The 15,728-nt window shown below is 52.0% G+C and carries 21 protein-coding genes; 2 read left to right on the forward strand and 19 right to left on the reverse strand.

Annotated features, from left to right (window positions below; all coding sequences use genetic code 11):
• Window positions 1–15: 15 nt before the first annotated feature.
• From ULO1_RS05345 to amaP, 4 genes are read right to left on the reverse strand one after another with little or no spacing between them, the layout of a single operon-like run.
• Window positions 16–1,026: a hypothetical protein gene (locus ULO1_RS05345; protein ID WP_078665151.1), complete on the reverse strand. Its 1,011-nt coding sequence runs from the start codon at window positions 1,024–1,026 to the stop codon at window positions 16–18.
• Window positions 1,001–1,429, reverse strand: a complete 429-nt coding sequence (nusB, locus tag ULO1_RS05350; RefSeq protein WP_078665152.1) for a transcription antitermination factor NusB — start codon at window positions 1,427–1,429, stop codon at window positions 1,001–1,003. The genes ULO1_RS05345 and nusB overlap by 26 nt, the downstream gene beginning before the upstream one ends.
• The gene (locus ULO1_RS05355; protein WP_242946600.1) at window positions 1,419–1,631 is read right to left on the reverse strand and encodes a DUF2273 domain-containing protein; all 213 of its coding nucleotides are present in this window, start codon (window positions 1,629–1,631) and stop codon (window positions 1,419–1,421) included. Before ULO1_RS05355 ends, nusB begins: the two co-directional genes overlap by 11 nt.
• A gap of 20 nt (window positions 1,632–1,651) precedes the next feature.
• Window positions 1,652–2,197, reverse strand: coding sequence for an alkaline shock response membrane anchor protein AmaP (gene amaP / locus ULO1_RS05360; RefSeq protein WP_079906425.1), 546 nt, complete (start codon window positions 2,195–2,197; stop codon window positions 1,652–1,654).
• Window positions 2,198–2,398: 201 nt separating this feature from the next.
• Here amaP and ULO1_RS05365 point away from each other — a divergent pair, with 201 nt between their 5' ends.
• Both ULO1_RS05365 and ULO1_RS05370 read left to right on the forward strand, forming a co-directional pair.
• Window positions 2,399–3,025 (forward strand): DUF47 domain-containing protein, encoded by a 627-nt coding sequence (locus ULO1_RS05365; protein WP_078665155.1) that lies wholly within the window; start codon window positions 2,399–2,401, stop codon window positions 3,023–3,025.
• On the forward strand, window positions 3,018–4,010 hold the full coding sequence (locus ULO1_RS05370) for an inorganic phosphate transporter (protein ID WP_079933114.1): 993 nt from the start codon (window positions 3,018–3,020) through the stop codon (window positions 4,008–4,010). Before ULO1_RS05365 ends, ULO1_RS05370 begins: the two co-directional genes overlap by 8 nt.
• Window positions 4,011–4,109: 99 nt before the next feature.
• On the opposite strand, the gene ULO1_RS05375 is transcribed toward ULO1_RS05370, so the two are convergent.
• From ULO1_RS05375 to aroQ, 15 genes are all read right to left on the reverse strand, one after another.
• Window positions 4,110–4,514, reverse strand: coding sequence for an Asp23/Gls24 family envelope stress response protein (locus tag ULO1_RS05375; RefSeq protein WP_078665157.1), 405 nt, complete (start codon window positions 4,512–4,514; stop codon window positions 4,110–4,112).
• A gap of 40 nt (window positions 4,515–4,554) precedes the next feature.
• Entirely contained in the window at window positions 4,555–5,907 is a 1,353-nt protein-coding gene (accC, locus tag ULO1_RS05380; protein ID WP_078665158.1) for an acetyl-CoA carboxylase biotin carboxylase subunit, read from the reverse strand.
• A gap of 20 nt (window positions 5,908–5,927) precedes the next feature.
• Window positions 5,928–7,871 carry an acetyl-CoA carboxylase biotin carboxyl carrier protein gene (gene accB / locus ULO1_RS05385; RefSeq protein WP_079933115.1) on the reverse strand — a complete coding sequence of 648 codons (1,944 nt, stop codon included), beginning with the start codon at window positions 7,869–7,871 and terminating at the stop codon, window positions 5,928–5,930.
• 132 nt (window positions 7,872–8,003) lie between these two features.
• Complete coding sequence (locus ULO1_RS05390) at window positions 8,004–8,576, reverse strand: SpoIIIAH-like family protein (RefSeq protein ID WP_159446832.1); 573 nt, start codon at window positions 8,574–8,576, stop codon at window positions 8,004–8,006.
• A gap of 24 nt (window positions 8,577–8,600) precedes the next feature.
• Window positions 8,601–9,167: a hypothetical protein gene (locus ULO1_RS05395; protein ID WP_079933117.1), complete on the reverse strand. Its 567-nt coding sequence runs from the start codon at window positions 9,165–9,167 to the stop codon at window positions 8,601–8,603.
• 4 nt (window positions 9,168–9,171) lie between these two features.
• Window positions 9,172–9,735 carry a stage III sporulation protein AF gene (locus ULO1_RS05400; RefSeq protein WP_078666501.1) on the reverse strand — a complete coding sequence of 188 codons (564 nt, stop codon included), beginning with the start codon at window positions 9,733–9,735 and terminating at the stop codon, window positions 9,172–9,174.
• Between the two features lie 11 nt (window positions 9,736–9,746).
• Entirely contained in the window at window positions 9,747–10,898 is a 1,152-nt protein-coding gene (gene spoIIIAE / locus ULO1_RS05405; RefSeq protein WP_079933118.1) for a stage III sporulation protein AE, read from the reverse strand.
• A gap of 10 nt (window positions 10,899–10,908) precedes the next feature.
• Window positions 10,909–11,295, reverse strand: coding sequence for a stage III sporulation protein AD (spoIIIAD, locus tag ULO1_RS05410; protein WP_078666499.1), 387 nt, complete (start codon window positions 11,293–11,295; stop codon window positions 10,909–10,911).
• A gap of 13 nt (window positions 11,296–11,308) precedes the next feature.
• Entirely contained in the window at window positions 11,309–11,515 is a 207-nt protein-coding gene (gene spoIIIAC / locus ULO1_RS05415; protein WP_078666498.1) for a stage III sporulation protein AC, read from the reverse strand.
• Between the two features lie 14 nt (window positions 11,516–11,529).
• Entirely contained in the window at window positions 11,530–12,051 is a 522-nt protein-coding gene (locus ULO1_RS05420) for a hypothetical protein (RefSeq protein ID WP_078666497.1), read from the reverse strand.
• 12 nt (window positions 12,052–12,063) lie between these two features.
• Window positions 12,064–12,984, reverse strand: a complete 921-nt coding sequence (gene spoIIIAA, locus ULO1_RS05425; protein ID WP_375804197.1) for a stage III sporulation protein AA — start codon at window positions 12,982–12,984, stop codon at window positions 12,064–12,066.
• A gap of 105 nt (window positions 12,985–13,089) precedes the next feature.
• Window positions 13,090–13,557: a CD1247 N-terminal domain-containing protein gene (locus ULO1_RS05430; protein WP_079907096.1), complete on the reverse strand. Its 468-nt coding sequence runs from the start codon at window positions 13,555–13,557 to the stop codon at window positions 13,090–13,092.
• A 58-nt stretch (window positions 13,558–13,615) separates the two neighbouring features.
• Window positions 13,616–14,173 carry an elongation factor P gene (gene efp, locus ULO1_RS05435; protein ID WP_078666494.1) on the reverse strand — a complete coding sequence of 186 codons (558 nt, stop codon included), beginning with the start codon at window positions 14,171–14,173 and terminating at the stop codon, window positions 13,616–13,618.
• 27 nt (window positions 14,174–14,200) lie between these two features.
• On the reverse strand, window positions 14,201–15,274 hold the full coding sequence (locus tag ULO1_RS05440; protein WP_079933119.1) for a Xaa-Pro peptidase family protein: 1,074 nt from the start codon (window positions 15,272–15,274) through the stop codon (window positions 14,201–14,203).
• Window positions 15,271–15,720, reverse strand: a complete 450-nt coding sequence (gene aroQ / locus ULO1_RS05445; RefSeq protein WP_078666492.1) for a type II 3-dehydroquinate dehydratase — start codon at window positions 15,718–15,720, stop codon at window positions 15,271–15,273. The genes ULO1_RS05440 and aroQ overlap by 4 nt, the downstream gene beginning before the upstream one ends.
• Between the last annotated feature and the right edge of the window lie 8 nt (window positions 15,721–15,728).

The following is a 15,728-nucleotide window of genomic DNA, read 5'->3' on the forward strand; positions in this document are numbered from 1 at the left end:
ATTGTCTTCAATTTTTTATTTATTCTCGCCAATTGGACTAATTCCTGCCGTCAGCGGTAATTTTTTTAACAAATTATAACGGGCCAGTAGAGCCGGACCCAGGGCATTGTCCCCGCTGTATCTCGCCTCTGCAAAAAATAGCCTTATACCCAGGGCAGGATGTTCCAGCCGCTTTCTTAATTTCTGCCTTAAAAACTGGTTGGCCGCTACACCGCCCACCAGCAGCACATCCTTAAGACCAGTCTGCTCCCGCCCATACAGAATCAGCTTTTCCAGGCCTTTAGCCAGACAGCTTTCCACCGCTCTGGCTACCGCTGCCGCCGGTTCCCCAGCTGCGATGGCCTTGTAGGCCTGGGTCTCAGCCCCGCTTAAATGCAACCAGCCCTGCTGGCAGGGGATGGATAAAGGTTTAATAGGGCCAGACCAGGTGCGAGCCAGCTGCTCTAAGGCCGGGCCCGCGGGAAAGGTAAGCCCAAGGGCCACACCTATCCGGTCCACCAGCTGCCCGGCATGGAGGTCTTTGCTACCCCCCAGCTGCTTAATCCGATAAAAACTTCCTTGCTCCTCAACCCGGCGCACTTCCAGCAGGTCAGTAGTGCCTCCTGACAGGTGAATAGCCAAAAAAGCAGAAGCTTCGGGCCCACCTGCAGATGCCAGCCCTGCGGCTAGATGGCCTTCCTGATGGGAAACCTCCACTACCGCCGCTCCACAAAAAGCGGCCAGAGCCCGGGCCAGGGTTTCTCCTGCCTTAAAAACCGGCATATAGCTGTCCTCCCGGGGCCGGGGCCTAACGCTTACCCCAATGGCTGCCACCCGGGCGGGGTCCGCCTGGCCCAGCACTTCTCCGGCCAGTTCCTGCAGCTGCCCTAAATGCAAAAACAGGGCCTCACTTTGTCTCAGGCCCCGTTCACCTTGCTTTACGGGCAAGAGCTTTCTCCTTTCCGCCAGCAGCTTCCCCTCTGCATCTACCAGTGCCAGTGAAGTACAATAATTGCTGGTATCAATGCCGAGAAAGAGATCTCTCATCCTTTTTCAGCTCCTTGAGCATCCGGCCCAGAATACCGTTAATAAAGCGGCTGGAATCTTTATCCCCATATCGTTTGGCCAGTTCCACCGCTTCATTGACAGCCACTGCCGGGGGTATGTCCTCCCGGTGCAGGAGTTCAAAAGCCCCCAGCCGCAAAATGTTGCGGTCCACGACACCCATGCGCCGTACAGGCCAACCTTCACTTCGTTGTTCGATTTCCTCATCCAGCTGGGACCTGCAGGATAACACTCCTGTGACCAGTTCGCGGGCAAAAGTGACTGCTTCCTGGGGCAAGGCAAACTCTTCTGTCAGGTGTACCAGAGTATCCTGCCAATCGCTTTCACTTAAATCCAGCTGATAAAGGGTTTGTAATGCTGCTTCTCGGCCCTGTCTACGTATCACTGTTTTGCCTCCTTATCAAGCGCTCGGTCCAGAATCTGCCTTCACCGCGTTCCCAGCGGCTACCCAAATAAAAACCGCCAGCAACACAGGCCAACAGAAAAACAGCTTTAAACAGCCCATAATGGATAGTAAGCCAGCCAAAAACCAATCCTATAAGTGCACCGGCTGCTTTACCCGGATGTTCTACTATTAATGTTTCCATGATTTCTCTCCACATTCCTCTCACCTGACCTTTCCGCTGCTGGTAGTGGTTTCAGGCTGCAGGGAGGTGACCAGTATCCGAATCTGATTGACTTCCAGCCCCACCACTTGCGCCAGCCGCTGCTTGATCTCCTCCTGCAGGGAGGTCAGCAGTTCAGGCAAATTTAACTCACCGCTAACGGTTAGACGAATCAGAATCTGCAACCCGGCCGGAGTCATGGCCAGCTGAGCCCGGCATTCCCGCACTCCAGGCAACTGGAAGGCAGTCCTGGAAACCAGTCCGGTAATGGCTTCCACACTGATATGTACTTGACCCAGTGGATTATCTTTAATCAAAATATGGGGAACAACCCGGCGTTCAAAAACGGAAATGAGAAAGCGTACACTCAATAAAAACAGAATAACAGCCAGAACAAACATAGCATAGCGAAAATTGCTAGAACCCATGCTTTCTTCCAGTAAAAAAGCAGGCAAATTCCAGCCCAGGCTGTAAAGAGCCAGTATGACCATTCCTAAACCAACGATAAAAGAATACACTGCCAGGAGAAAACGGTCAAGAGCGCGCATGTTTTTATCTCCTTTCTATCTATATGTACAATTGTAATTTATTCGCTTTTATTACCTTATTTCCTGCCGGGAACCAGGGATTTTTACCTTTGTTAATTTAATGTTAATCTTCTGTAAATTGTCTTGTCGAAAGAGCACGATAAGGATAAAATCAGAGTGGCGATTTAAAGTTAATACATAGTAGCAGGAGGTATTCAGTTCATGCTTAATTTAAAGCCCAGTAAACCCATTTATTTTGAACTGTTCTCCAAAAACGGCCAGGCTATTTCCCAGGCCGCCCGGATCCTGAAAGAAACAGTCAATGACATGAGCAAACTGGAAACCAATATGGCTACCCTGAAAAGAATTGAAAGCGAAGGAGACGAAATTACCCGTCAATTGCTGGATGAATTAAACTCCGCGTTAATCACCCCTTTCGATCGGGAAGATGTTTTCCGACTGGCCCAGTTCCTGGATGATATCCTGGATTACATCTATGGCACTGCCGACCGCATGATCCTTTACCGGGCCACTGAGCCCACTCAGTGCGTGAAAGAACTGGCAGAGGTATTAGCTGATGTCTGCGCCCGGGTAGAAAAAGCTGTCTGCCTGCTCAATAAAGTATCCGCCAATCAAGAGGAAATCGTCAAGCTCTGCCGGGAAATCAACAGCCTGGAAAGCCGTGGAGACGCGATTTTCCGTGCCGGTATCCAGAGTCTTTTCGATACCGCTAAAGATCCTATGGATTTTATCCGCTGGAAAGAAATTTATGAGCACATGGAACATCTGCTGGACCTCTGTGAAGATGTAGGCGATGTGCTTAAAGGAGTAGTGCTGAAGTATGCTTAGTATAACAGCACTGCTGATAATCGTGATTGTACTAGCACTCGCTTTTGATTTTATCAATGGTTTTCATGATACAGCCAATGCTATCGCTACTTCTGTGTCAACCCGGGCCTTAAAGCCTCAAACCGCTGTTATACTTGCTGCCGTTCTCAATTTCGCCGGAGCTATGGCTGGTACAGCAGTAGCCAAAACCATCGGTAAAGGGATCGTTGAGACTTCCCTGGTCAACATGCATACTCTAACCGCAGCCATGCTGGGGGCTATCTTCTGGAACCTGCTCACCTGGTATTACGGTTTTCCCAGCAGTTCCTCCCATGCCCTCATCGGTGGCCTGGTAGGCGCTGCCATCGCCTCGGGCGGCTGGCAAGCAGTTATTATTAAAGGCTTGACAGAAAAAGTGCTGTTACCACTGGTATTATCCCCCATTATCGGTTATTTAATCGGCTTTACCTTGATGACCGTTTTTTACTGGATATTCGGCTGGTTCGCTCCTGGCAAAGTCAATAATGTCTTTCGGCGTTTGCAGATTTTGTCCGCTATGTCCGCAGCATTTTCCCATGGTTCCAATGATGCGCAAAAAACGATGGGTATTATCGCCCTCGCCCTCTATAGTGCCCAGGTTATTCCCGAATTCACCGTACCTATCTGGGTTAAAGCAGCCTGCGCCCTGGCCATGGGGCTGGGCACAGCTGCCGGTGGCTGGCGCATTATCAAAACCATGGGCAGCAAAATCTTCAAGATGGAACCCATTCATGGCTTTGCCGCTGATGTCACTTCCTCTACAGTTATTTACGGTGCCTCCTTACTGGGGGTTCCGGTCAGTACCACCCATGTGGTCTCCTCCTCCATTCTGGGGGTAGGTTCGGCCAAACGCTTTTCTGCTGTGAACTGGCAGGTAGCCATCAATATCATTACCGCCTGGTTTTTAACCATTCCTGCCTCCGGTTTGGTAGCTTATCTGACTTACTGGTTAATCAAAGGAGTATAGGATTTATGGCACTTTGATTGCGAACAGCGCAATTTAAAGTGCCTTATTTTTTAAATTATTTTAATTAAAAACCCGTGACCAAACGGCCACGGGTTAAAGCTAGCGCACTCTAGGAGGCTGGGGTTCTTCATTCCGGGTTTCAGCCTGCGGGAAAACAACACCTTGAACATGGACGTTTACTTCCACTACCGTCATTCCGGTCATGCTTTCCACTGCATTCTTGACAGCAGCCTGTACCTGGCCGGCTACATCGGGAATACGCACCCCGTACTCTACCACCAGGAAAATATCAATGGCCACTTCGCGCTCCCCTACTTCCGCCTTGACGCCTTTACTGGGGTTTTTCTTGAAGATCTCGGCAATTCCCCCCATCAGACTGCCGCTCATTCCGGCGACCCCGGGTACATCACTGGCTGCCAGGCCGGCGATGATGCTGATCACTTCCGGAACAATCCGAACTGCCCCCAGGTCTCCCTGATGCTCCACTATTGTACTGGTATCCATGGGCGCCACCTCCTGTACTTATTAGCTTTATTATACAAAATCAGCTTTCATCATTCAACAGGCGGCGCTGGATAAAATTAGTATAAACTTCTCCCCTCTGGAAGAAGGCATTTTCCAGAATGCGCAAATGGAAAGGAATGGTGGTATGAATGCCTTCAATAACAAATTCCTGTAAAGCCCGTTGCATGCGGGCGATGGCTTCCTGCCGGTCCCGCCCCCAGACGATCAGCTTGCCCACCATGGAATCATAATAGGGGGGAATGACATAGCCCTGATAAACAGCACTATCCAGCCGAACCCAGGGCCCCGCCGGGGGATGGTAGAAGGTGATCTGTCCTGGACTGGGCAGAAAATTGCGGGCTGGGTCCTCGGCATTGATCCGGCATTCAATGGCATGGCCATGGATGCGGATATCCTCTTGAGTATAACCCAGCTCCTCTCCGGCAGCAATCCGAATTTGTTCTTTGATCAGATCGATTCCGGTAATCAGTTCGGTTACCGGATGCTCTACCTGAATCCGGGTATTCATTTCCATAAAATAAAAATCGCCGTGTTTATCCAGCAAAAACTCAATGGTACCTGCATTGTAGTAACCCACAGCCCGGGCTGCCCGGATGGCCGCTTCTCCCATGCGTTGCCGCAATTCCGGGGTCAAGGCCGGGGAAGGTGCTTCCTCCAGCAATTTCTGGTTACGGCGCTGGATAGAGCAATCCCGTTCTCCCAGGTGAACTATGTTACCGTACTTGTCGCCCAGAATCTGAAATTCGATATGACGGGGTTCTTCCACATATTTTTCGATGTAAACCGCTTCATTGCCAAAGGCAGCCTTGGCCTCAGCCTGGGCGGTCTGCAGCTGTTTCAGCAATTCCCGCTCACTCTGAGCCACCCGCATACCCCGGCCGCCGCCACCGGCTGCAGCCTTGATCATCACTGGATAGCCGATTTCCCCGGCCACTCGCAGTGCTTCTTCCTCAGAAAGGACAACTCCTTCTGTCCCGGGCACCACTGGTACCCCTGCCTTAATCATAGTTTCCCGGGCTACCGCCTTGTCCCCCATTTTCCGGATGGCATCCACCGGGGGACCAATAAAGGTAATGCCGCAGCTCTGACAGATTTCAGCGAAATCTGCGTTTTCCGAAAGAAAACCAAAACCGGGATGGATGGCCTCTGCCCCTGAAACCTCCGCCGCTGCAATGATGTTGGTAATATTGAGATAACTCTTGGCCGAAGGAGCAGGGCCGATACAATAGGCTTCATCAGCAATTCTGGCATGCAAACTGTCCCGGTCTGCCTCGGAATAGACTGCTACAGTAGCAATCCCCAGTTCCCGGCAGGCCCGGATAATGCGCAACGCAATTTCTCCCCGGTTGGCGATCAGGATTTTTTTAAACATCTGTCCACCTCCAGGGCCCATTACATTTTTTCAATCAGGAACAACGGCTGACCATATTCCACCGGTTGTCCGTTCTCTACCAGTACCGCCACTACCTTGCCGCTGACTTCGGCCTCAATCTCATTCATCAGCTTCATGGCTTCGATAATACAAACTGTCTGACCTTCAGTTACCATGCTGCCCACTTCCACAAAGGGGGGTGCATCCGGAGCCGGAGACCGGTAGAAAGTACCTACCATTGGGGATACGATTTCTACTGTATTGGCCTTGCAGACCTCAGGAGCAGGTGACACTGCCGGAGCCGGGGCTGCTGGAGGCTGTTCCGCCGCTACAGCCGGAGCCGGGGCCGGAGCTGCCTCTGTTACCACCTGGGTAATCACCGGGGTAGGAGCCATCATTACCGGAGCTGTTCCTCCCTTGCGAATGGCTACTTTAACTCCATCGCTTTCCAGGTGGACTTCGGTAATATCGGTATCCTGTATAACCTTAATCAATTCCTTGATTTCCTTCAGGTTCAGCATATTCTCCTCCTCAGCTGCTGTCCCGCCTGTAACCTCTTGCTGTACAGGGGGCTGATTTTCTTTTTTGGGCGGCCGGCCAACGGCTTCTGCTGCCGCTTCCGCCTGTTTTTGCCGTCTGAACTCAAAAAACTTGCGAGCGACCTGGGGAAAGAGAGCATAAGACAGCACGTCTTCAGGACTGGTCGCCAGATCTTTGATTTCTTCCGCACACCTGGCCAGTCTGGGCTCTAGCAGGTCAGCCGGACGGCAAGCAATTGGTTCCTCATTCCCCAGAATCCGGCGTGCTATTTCCTCTTTGATAGGAGCCGGCGGTCTGCCATAATAGCCGCGGACATAGGCTTTGACTTCACCGGGTACCAGCTTATAGCGTTCCCCGGCCAGCACATTTAATACCGCCTGGGTACCTACAATCTGACTGGTGGGAGTTACCAGCGGCGGATAGCCCAGATCCTCCCGCACCCGTGGTATTTCGGCCAAAACCTCCTGGATCCGGTGCAGGGCCCGTTGTTCTTCCAGCTGGGAAACCAGGTTGGAAATCATGCCTCCCGGTACCTGATGTTCAAAGACCTTCATATCAGTAATCCTGGTCACGCCCCGCTCGTACCCGTTTTTACGCCGCAATTCTTCAAAATAATGGGCAATCTCGAACAGCAGGTGGATGTCCAGTCCGGTGTCAAACTCCGTCCCTTCAAAAGCCCGGACCACTGTTTCCACCGGGGGCTGAGAAGCGCCAAATGCCAGGGGCACCGCAGCTGTATCTACGATATCGACACCGGCATCAGCAGCCTTGAGATATGCCCCTACCGCCATACCCCCGATGTAATGGCTGTGCAGCTCTACTGTCACCTTCAGTTCCTCTTTCAGAGCTTTTACCAGCTCATATGCCCGGTAGGGCGCCAGCAGACCAGCCATATCCTTGATACAGATGGAATCAGTGCCCAGACCAATCAGCTGCCGGGCCGTTTCCAGATAATGCTCCAGGGTATGCACCGGGCTGATGGTATAAACCACAGCGGCCTGAACATGAGCTCCTGCTTTTTTGGCCGCTTCAATGGGTTTGGCCAGGTTGCGCACATCATTTAAGGCATCAAAAATGCGGATGATATCGATTCCGTTCTCCACCGCTTTTTTAACAAACTCTTCCACGATATCATCAGGATAATGCTGATATCCCACCAGGGATTGGCCCCTTAACAACATCTGCAAGGGGGTGCGGTGAACATGCCGTTTGATGGTGCGCAGGCGCTCCCAGGGGTCTTCATTCAGGTAGCGGAGACAAACATCAAAGGTTGCTCCCCCCCAGACCTCTAAAGCATTATATCCTACTTTATCCAATTTGTCCAGAATGGGCACCATTTCCTCCGTTCGCATCCTGGTAGCCCACAGGCTCTGGTGTCCATCCCTTAAAGTAGTATCAGTAATGCGCACACGCTTTTTCACCATGACTTTCCCCCTTACTTCTTCATAAGCAAAGACCCAGGCCTAAAGTGCCTGGGCAATTTTCACCTTTCTGTCTGTTATTATACTGTGCAAAAGTTCAGTTGGGAACTAATCCATAACAAGTATACAATATATCTACTTTTTAGGAATTATAATTATATCCGCAGGATTTCTGCCACTGACTTTAGCTACCAGATCCGTCAAACGGGCCAGTCCATCCCCATCCAGAGCCTGTTCCTTCACTACCACCGTAGCCCCTTTTTCCTGTAGAAAAACTACTACATCTTGAAAATTTTTGGCTTTGAGCAAATTCTCCACTTCCACCTCTTTGGCGGCACTGGCGGTCAGGTTAAGTAACTGTTCCTGTGCCTTGCGCTTGATTTCGGCTGCCCCATCCCCCGCTACAATCTCCTTCAGTGTCTCAATTTGCTGACTCCTGATCCGATCCCGTTCCAGACGGTAGTCCTCAAAAAAACCATTGCTTTCCCGGGTCTCCGGCTGCAGTACCGGAGTAGCCGGCAATTTAGGCTGTTCCTCTTTTCCGGTAGGCAGTGGTGCCGGCTTCTCGCTTAACTGATGAGCAGTACTTTTAGCCTGCCTGAGGCTATTAACAAACTCGATAAAATCATCATTAACCGAAAGTCCTGCCAGTAAAATCAAACCGCCAACAATCGCCACCATTCCCCAGTCTTTAAACTTTCTCTCCATCTGTAAAACCTCCTCCATGATTTTTTACTGCGCAGCAATCACCGTTACCCGATGCACAGGAATATGGAACAGAGTTGCCACAGTGTTAGCCAGCTGGGCCTTAATAACCGGATCGCGGGCCCCGGTAGCAGCCACCACTACCCCCTCAATGGGCGGACGCACCGCCTGCACCATCACCGGTACCTCCTGTGAGCCATTACGGGTTAGAACCAGCTGGTTCTGTTCCGTTACTTCCGTTATGGTCCGGTTGCCACCTCGCTCATCCTTTTCCTGGGTTGTGCGCCGGGTGATATTGGAGTTCACCGCAAAGTTACGGTTTTCCGTGGCCTTTAACACTACCCGCACCTTGATTTCTCCAGCTCCAGCTACCTGGCGCAGAATATCTGTTGCCTTGGTTTCCAGTTCCCGTTCCGCACTGGCGATGTCACTATCCCGCTGGGACGTAGCCGGTGCGGAAACCGGCACTTCCTGGTTTTGTCCGCCCCCAGGTAATAAACCATAAACCAGCAAACCTAAACCAATTAAACCCCAGAGGCCATATTTTTTTAAGTAAGCCAGAGCTTTTTCGCTTACCGGTGTTTCATTGAACATATTCCTACCTCCCCACCGTTATTTTTATTAGCCCGGGGTCAAGTCCATACAGCCGGGCCAGAGTTTTCGCCAGGCGTCGGGTATCCACCCCTGCCCCGCTCTCACCCCGGGCCATTACATCCACACTCTGATGCTCGGCCAGCCCCTGTGCTTCCAGCTGGACAGTCAGCTCCTGTAATTGAACTTTTCCCCCGCTGGTATCCAACCGGACATCGATTTTATCCACCCTGGCACCGGTTATGCTTTCGGCTACTGCACTAACCTGCTGAGACAGTTGTTCCTTCAGCCTGTTTTCACTTTCAGCCAGAGCTTCCTGACGTAATCGCTCCCCTTCCCGCAGGGCTGTCTCAATTTGTGGCAGGCCGCCTCCGCTAAAAGCCTGTAAGCGGCTGCTCCAGTCTTCCTTGACTAGTCCCAGAATTGGTTCTAGCACTGTAACCAGCAAGAAGAGGCCGATTACCAGACGTACAGTCCCTTTCAGGCCACTGCGGGGCAAGAGCAGCTCCAGTAGCAAGGCCAGCAAGGACAAAACCAGAAGTTGTCCTACAATCTGTCGCAAGAGCTCCATATTTCCCCTCCTTAGCGCAAGGCAGTAGCCAGATTGCTGGCAGCGATCAAGCCGGAAATCATCAAGAAGAACATTAAACCGGTAATAGCAACCGCCCCGAACATCAGGGTCAGGCTTGTGTCTACCTGCTCTAAGGCATCCGCCAGTTTACCGGCACTCAAAGGTTGCAGGAGAGCTGCCGCCAGTTTCAGGGTAAAAGTAACTGCCAGGATTTTTAAGGCGGGCAGTACGGCCAGGAGAGCAATAATAACCAGGCCGGTCAAACCCACTGCACTTTTCATCAGAACCGCCCCGCTCACCACCGTTTCCACAGCATCACTGAGCATGCCACCTACCACCGGGACCAGAGCATCGGTGGCAAATTTGGCCGTTCGCAAAGCTACCCCGTCAGCTACACCACTGCCTACCCCCTGGACGGATATAACGCCCAGTACCACCGTCATCAAGAGGCCGATAGCAAAAACTGCACCGGTACGCAGTAACCCGGCCAGTTTGCTGACTTGAACTTTGCCGGTTACCTCATTAACCAGTCCCAGTAAAGCAGCCAGACCAATGAGAGGTATTACCACAAATTCCATCAAAGTAGCGGTAAGGGTTGCCGCTCCTACCAGCATAGTACTGAAAAAGGAGGAACCGAGAAAGGAGCCGGTTAATACCACCAGGGTTAACAGTACAGGTGCCAGAATCTGAATAAACCGGGTCATTTCCTTAACCCCATCAATTGCAACTCCAGCCGTAACGGCAAAGGTTTTCAAAACAATCGTGAACACTACTAAATAGATGATAGCCGCCGCTGTTTCCGCCACTCCCTTGTTTTCCAGGGAATCAGCTACCGTCCGCGTTAACCCCAGCAGGACCCCTAGCACCAGCAGCTGACCCAGCAGTTTCAGGTTGGCCAGAAGCTGGCGGGAGAAAAAACTAAGCAATCCACTCAATACTTGTCCCACACCGAGAGACCACTCGCCCCGTTTCAAACTCTCCAGCAGATTCCGAAAATTGATCTGGGGCATATAGGGGGCCAGCTCCCGGTCTATGCGAGCCAGGTATTCCTGCAAGCCACTGAGATCCACCTGATTTTCCGGGCTGGCGGCCAGTACCGGCTGGATTCCAGCCGCCAGAACCAGGCTGACTAATAACAGAATTATTAACAGTTTTCTTTTCATATTCTTCACCTCATGGCATCAGCCCCAGGACCGACTGGATGATGGCCAGAATGACCGGCACCGCCAGGATCAGAATCAGGATTTTGGCTACCAGCTCTACCTTGCCAGCAATGGCTCCTTCTCCCGCATCCCGGCAAACCTGGGCCCCGAATTCGGCTATATAAGCGATGCCGATTATTTTCAGCACCGTCCCCAGGTAAGCCTGGTTGACATTGGCTTTACTGGCCAGCTGTTGCAGAATATCAAAAATTGCTCCCACTTTGGTAAGAACCAGGCCAAACAAGCCCGCTGCTACAACCAGAGTGACAAACAGGGCCAGTTCCGGCCGAATCTGTTTTAACACCAGAATCAGCAAACTGGCCAGCAGGGCCACTCCTACTACCTGTATGATTTCCATCGCCCTCACCCCGTCAGTAGAGCATAAAGACGCTTTTGACTTCCTGGAAGAGGTCCCCCAGCAGCTTGACTACTACCACCAGCACCATTACTATCCCGGCCAGTACCGCCATTTTGCCGATCTCCTCATTTTTAGCCTCTTTCAATACAGCCATAATCACCATCAGTAACACGCCCAGGCCAGCAATTTGAAACAAGAGCTGTAAATTGACGATTTTCATGTTTATACCTCCCGTCAGAGCAATAATATGGTAAGAGCCAGGCCCCCCAGTAAGCCCAGATAACTGACCGGCCGGCAATAACGCCGGGCTGCTGCCCTGGCTACTTCCTCCTGCTGGGCTAATTGCTGGCGAACCAGGGCCAGATGTTTGGCCTGGTCCAGGCGGTCAGAATTGCCCAGACTGCCTCCCAGACTGGCCAGCACCTCCCGGTCAACAGGGGTTAAAGGCTGGTTCCGCCACCAGTCTTCTACAGCCTCTTGCCAGACTTCGCCACCGGTTTTACCTTTGTTTCCCTGCATTTTGGCGGCAGCCAGCAAAAACAGCTCTCCTACTGCCCCCTGATTCACTGCTCCGCAATGCAAAAAAGCATCCGCTAATGGCACCGCCCCGAAAACGATCTGGGTTTCCAGGACCTGTAAACCGTTCTGCAAGGCCGCCAGCAGCTGGGGTCTTTTTCGCAGCTGTCCAGCTATAGTCAATCCGGCTGCTGAGGATGACCCCACTACCAGCAGCATCCCGGCCAGTTTCAGCCACATAATTTCACCTCCTCAGCGCAGGTAAACTTTTTCCACTGTCCCCGGCCCTTCCCGGCGGCTTAACACTACGATTCTCTGGAAAAGGCGCAGGGCCAGCAATTCCCGTCCAAACGGCCGGCGGGCCAGATCGTTGATCCCGGCCCCATGGATACTGGCCAGCAAAATTGCCCCGCTATTGGCTGCTTCCAGCAACGCCTGCTGGTCAGCAGCAGTTCCGATTTCATCACAGACTACCAGTTCCGGCCCCATGGTGCGAATTAACATAGACAGCCCTTCCGCTTTAGGACAGCCATCCAGCACATCGGTGCGGGGGCCAACTTCCAGCTGAGGTATCCCTTGATAACAGCCGGCAATTTCCGACCGCTCGTCCACCAGGCCCACAGTCAGAGGGGCCAGTCCGGCTGCCGGCCAGCCGCTACTAGCCAGCCTGACTAAATCTCTGAGCAAGGTGGTTTTCCCACAGCGCGGTGGCGAGATAATCAGGGTGCTATGAAGTCTGCCTGTTACTTTATCCAGCAGCTGGGGCAATAGCTTTTCTCCTACCCCTGGATACTGCCGGGCCAGGCGGATATTGAGGGAACCGAAATGCTGAAAACCCCGGATTTTGTTGCCGTCCCTTAGCACCTTGCCGGCAATACCCACCCGGTGTCCACCGGGTAGGGTAAGATATCCCTTGCTCAATTCCGCCTCATAGGCATAAATGGAAGCAGCCGTCATTATATTCAGGGTCCGGGCAATATCCTCAGCGGTAACCAGTACCGGCTCTCCTTCCAGCCGCGGCCACATCTCCTCATCTCCCAGCCGCAGCTGCAGCGGTCGCCCAGCCCGCAACCGGATTTCCTCCACCAGGGGCCAGCGCTCAGGCGGTACTGTCAGCACCGCTGCAGCCAGGTTAGGAGCCAGCCAGGCTGCTATCTTTTCCAACCCCCTCACCCCCCTTTCTGTACCCATGTATATGCGAACTTGTCTACTTTATGCCAGCATGAAAAAAACCTGAAGGCAAATCGCCTCCAGGTTTTCCGTTGCAGTATATTAAATTTAAATATCTTCTTCTTCAGCTCTGGCTTGTTGGCCAGCTTTTTCCACTTCTGACCAGTCTACATCCTGGTCATTAACAAACACTACTGTGTCACAATTGGGGCAGGTTACTTCAATCAAATCCTCATCATCAATGATATCCCGTTCAAAGGCCACTATTTCATGGCAGTTGGGGCATTCCACATCGACAAATTCATCTTCATCCAGATCTTCAAACTCATCATGGTCATGGCCACAGTCGCAGACAGTATCCAGCTCCTCTTCCAGCTCTTCCAGATCCTCATCAATGGACTCTACATAATCAGCCAGTTCTTCATAGGCTTCATCCAGTTCATCGATCTTCTCGGCCATATGCTTGAGCACATCGATGACTTCTACCAGCAAACGCCCTTCCCTGGTTTCACTATTGATATTCAGCCCATCTGCCAGTCCTTTGAGATAGCTTACCCGTTGTTTCAGGGTTTTCATATTTTCATCCCCTTTCTCTTTCAATCCTGCCCCTTAGGTTTTCCCGCCAGGTCAACAATTATACCCGTTTGATATAGGTGCCGGTCCGGGTATCGATTTGCAGGACATCACCGGTTTCCACAAAGAAGGGCACCTGTACCACCGCTCCGGTTTCCAGAGTGGCCGGTTTGGAACCGCCGGAAGCAGTATCACCCTTGATTCCCGGCGGAGTATCCACTACTTTCAGTTCTACAAAATTGGGCACTTCTACCCCGATGGTCTGTCCCTGGAACATCAACACATGGATATTCATATTGTCTTTAAGCCACTTGATGGCATCTCCCAGTTGCTCTTTGGACAACATGACCTGGTCATAGGTTTCCATATCCATAAAGTTGTAGTTTTCGCCATCATTATAGAGATACTGCATTTCTTTCCGTTCCACATGGGCTTTGGGCACTTTCTCTCCGGCATTGAAAGTTCTCTCAATGACAGCACCGGTACGCACATTTTTCAGCTTGGTGCGCACAAAAGCAGCACCCTTACCCGGTTTGACGTGCTGAAATTCCACGATCTGATAAACATCTCCTTCGACCTCAATGGTCATGCCATTACGAAAATCGTTGGAAGAAATCATCTGTTAACTCAACCTCCTGTTTTATCTCTAGAGTTCTATTTCCAAAAGGGTCTTCGGAGCTTTGGTCAACACCCGGCAACCCTCAGGAGTAACAACAACCACATCCTCAATCCTTACCCCACCCCAGCCGGGCAGGTAAATTCCCGGTTCAACAGTCAATACCATCCCGGGAGCAAGGGTCACATCTCCCTGGGGAGAAAGGCGTGGTTCTTCATGGATCACCAGACCCAGACTGTGGCCCAGACCATGGCCAAAATTCCGGCCATAACCGGCAGCGCTGATCAGATCCCGGGCCACTTTGTCCACTTCCCGTCCTGTTAATCCCGGCCGGATGACAGCCAGAGCCTGTAGCTGCGCCGCCAGCACGGTTTCATAAACTTTTTTCTGTTCTGCCGTGGCTTTCCCCAGCACCACTGTTCGGGTCATATCCGAATGATAACCCTGCCAGACTGCCCCAAAATCCAGTTTGAGGAAATCCCCGGCCTGCAGCTGCCGTTGGCTGGGAGTAGCATGAGGCAAGGAAGAACGGGGCCCGGAGGCCACGATAGAAGGAAAAGCCAGCCCTTCACTGCCCAGCCGCCGCAGAATAAATTCCAATTCCAGAGCCAGTTCCAGTTCCGAAATCCCGGGTTTAATTACAGGTAGCAAGCGCTCAAAGGCCTGGTCGGCAATATGTACTGCTTTTTCGATCAGAGCCAGCTCCTGTTCATCTTTGAGCCAGCGCAGCCGTTCCACCAGCCCTTCCCGGGCCACCAGTTCCAGGGGCTTGAGTTTTTCCTGCAGGGTTTGTCCCTGTTTATAGGGCAGAAAATCCGCTTCAAAACCTACATTACTGATACCGGTCTCCCTGATGGTCTGCACCAGTTTTTCCATGGGCTGATTGCCCAGGTCGATTACCTGCCAGCCCTCCGCCTGGGCTGCAGCCTGTTCTAGATAGCGAAAATCCGTCAACAGCAGGGTATCCTTTTCCGTAATCAACAACCAGCCATTACTGCCGGTAAAACCGCTGAGGTAGCGGCGGTTCTCCGGCCGGTTGACCAGATAGCCCTCCAGTTTTTCCTGTTGCAAATATTGTCTCAACTTATGTACTCTTGAATTCATTGATTTTCCTCCTTGGCCAGTAAAGCCGCAACTGCCTGCACTGCCAGCATGTAGCTTTCCGGCCCGAACCCGCATATGGTTCCAGCTGCTACATCGGCAATAACCGAAAGCTGCCGGAAATGTTCCCGGGCATGGATATTGGTCAGGTGCACCTCCACTACCGGCAGATTCACCGCTTTCAGGGCATCCCGCAGGGCAAAACTGTAATGAGTCAGGGCCCCGGGATTGATGATAATAGCCTGACAGCGGCCATAGGCCTGGTGAATGCGGTCAATCAAACTGCCCTCGTGATTGGACTGAAAAAACTCCAGCTCCAGGCCAAACTGGCGCCCCAGTTTTTCCATCATACGGTTGATCTCCACCAGGGTAGTTTCCCCGTAAACCCCTGGTTCTCTGATCCCCAGCAAATTTAGATTTGGTCCATTTAAAACCAGAACTTTTTTCATCCTTTTCA

The organism is Carboxydocella sp. ULO1, assembly GCF_002049255.1.
Classification (GTDB): Bacteria; Bacillota.

Excerpts from the sequence above, each read along its gene's own strand:
- ULO1_RS05345 (WP_078665151.1), bottom strand. The coding sequence starts at position 1,026 with ATGAGAGATCTCTTTCTCGGCATTGATACCAGCAATTATTGTACTTCA.
- ULO1_RS05355 (WP_242946600.1), bottom strand. The coding sequence starts at position 1,631 with ATGGAAACATTAATAGTAGAACATCCGGGTAAAGCAGCCGGTGCACTT.
- amaP (WP_079906425.1), bottom strand. The coding sequence starts at position 2,197 with ATGCGCGCTCTTGACCGTTTTCTCCTGGCAGTGTATTCTTTTATCGTT.
- ULO1_RS05365 (WP_078665155.1), top strand. The coding sequence starts at position 2,399 with ATGCTTAATTTAAAGCCCAGTAAACCCATTTATTTTGAACTGTTCTCC.
- ULO1_RS05370 (WP_079933114.1), top strand. The coding sequence starts at position 3,018 with ATGCTTAGTATAACAGCACTGCTGATAATCGTGATTGTACTAGCACTC.
- ULO1_RS05375 (WP_078665157.1), bottom strand. The coding sequence starts at position 4,514 with ATGGATACCAGTACAATAGTGGAGCATCAGGGAGACCTGGGGGCAGTT.
- accC (WP_078665158.1), bottom strand. The coding sequence starts at position 5,907 with ATGTTTAAAAAAATCCTGATCGCCAACCGGGGAGAAATTGCGTTGCGC.
- accB (WP_079933115.1), bottom strand. The coding sequence starts at position 7,871 with ATGGTGAAAAAGCGTGTGCGCATTACTGATACTACTTTAAGGGATGGA.
- ULO1_RS05390 (WP_159446832.1), bottom strand. The coding sequence starts at position 8,576 with ATGGAGAGAAAGTTTAAAGACTGGGGAATGGTGGCGATTGTTGGCGGT.
- ULO1_RS05395 (WP_079933117.1), bottom strand. The coding sequence starts at position 9,167 with ATGTTCAATGAAACACCGGTAAGCGAAAAAGCTCTGGCTTACTTAAAA.
- ULO1_RS05400 (WP_078666501.1), bottom strand. The coding sequence starts at position 9,735 with ATGGAGCTCTTGCGACAGATTGTAGGACAACTTCTGGTTTTGTCCTTG.
- spoIIIAE (WP_079933118.1), bottom strand. The coding sequence starts at position 10,898 with ATGAAAAGAAAACTGTTAATAATTCTGTTATTAGTCAGCCTGGTTCTG.
- spoIIIAD (WP_078666499.1), bottom strand. The coding sequence starts at position 11,295 with ATGGAAATCATACAGGTAGTAGGAGTGGCCCTGCTGGCCAGTTTGCTG.
- spoIIIAC (WP_078666498.1), bottom strand. The coding sequence starts at position 11,515 with ATGAAAATCGTCAATTTACAGCTCTTGTTTCAAATTGCTGGCCTGGGC.
- ULO1_RS05420 (WP_078666497.1), bottom strand. The coding sequence starts at position 12,051 with ATGTGGCTGAAACTGGCCGGGATGCTGCTGGTAGTGGGGTCATCCTCA.
- ULO1_RS05430 (WP_079907096.1), bottom strand. The coding sequence starts at position 13,557 with ATGAAAACCCTGAAACAACGGGTAAGCTATCTCAAAGGACTGGCAGAT.
- efp (WP_078666494.1), bottom strand. The coding sequence starts at position 14,173 with ATGATTTCTTCCAACGATTTTCGTAATGGCATGACCATTGAGGTCGAA.
- ULO1_RS05440 (WP_079933119.1), bottom strand. The coding sequence starts at position 15,274 with ATGAATTCAAGAGTACATAAGTTGAGACAATATTTGCAACAGGAAAAA.
- aroQ (WP_078666492.1), bottom strand. The coding sequence starts at position 15,720 with ATGAAAAAAGTTCTGGTTTTAAATGGACCAAATCTAAATTTGCTGGGG.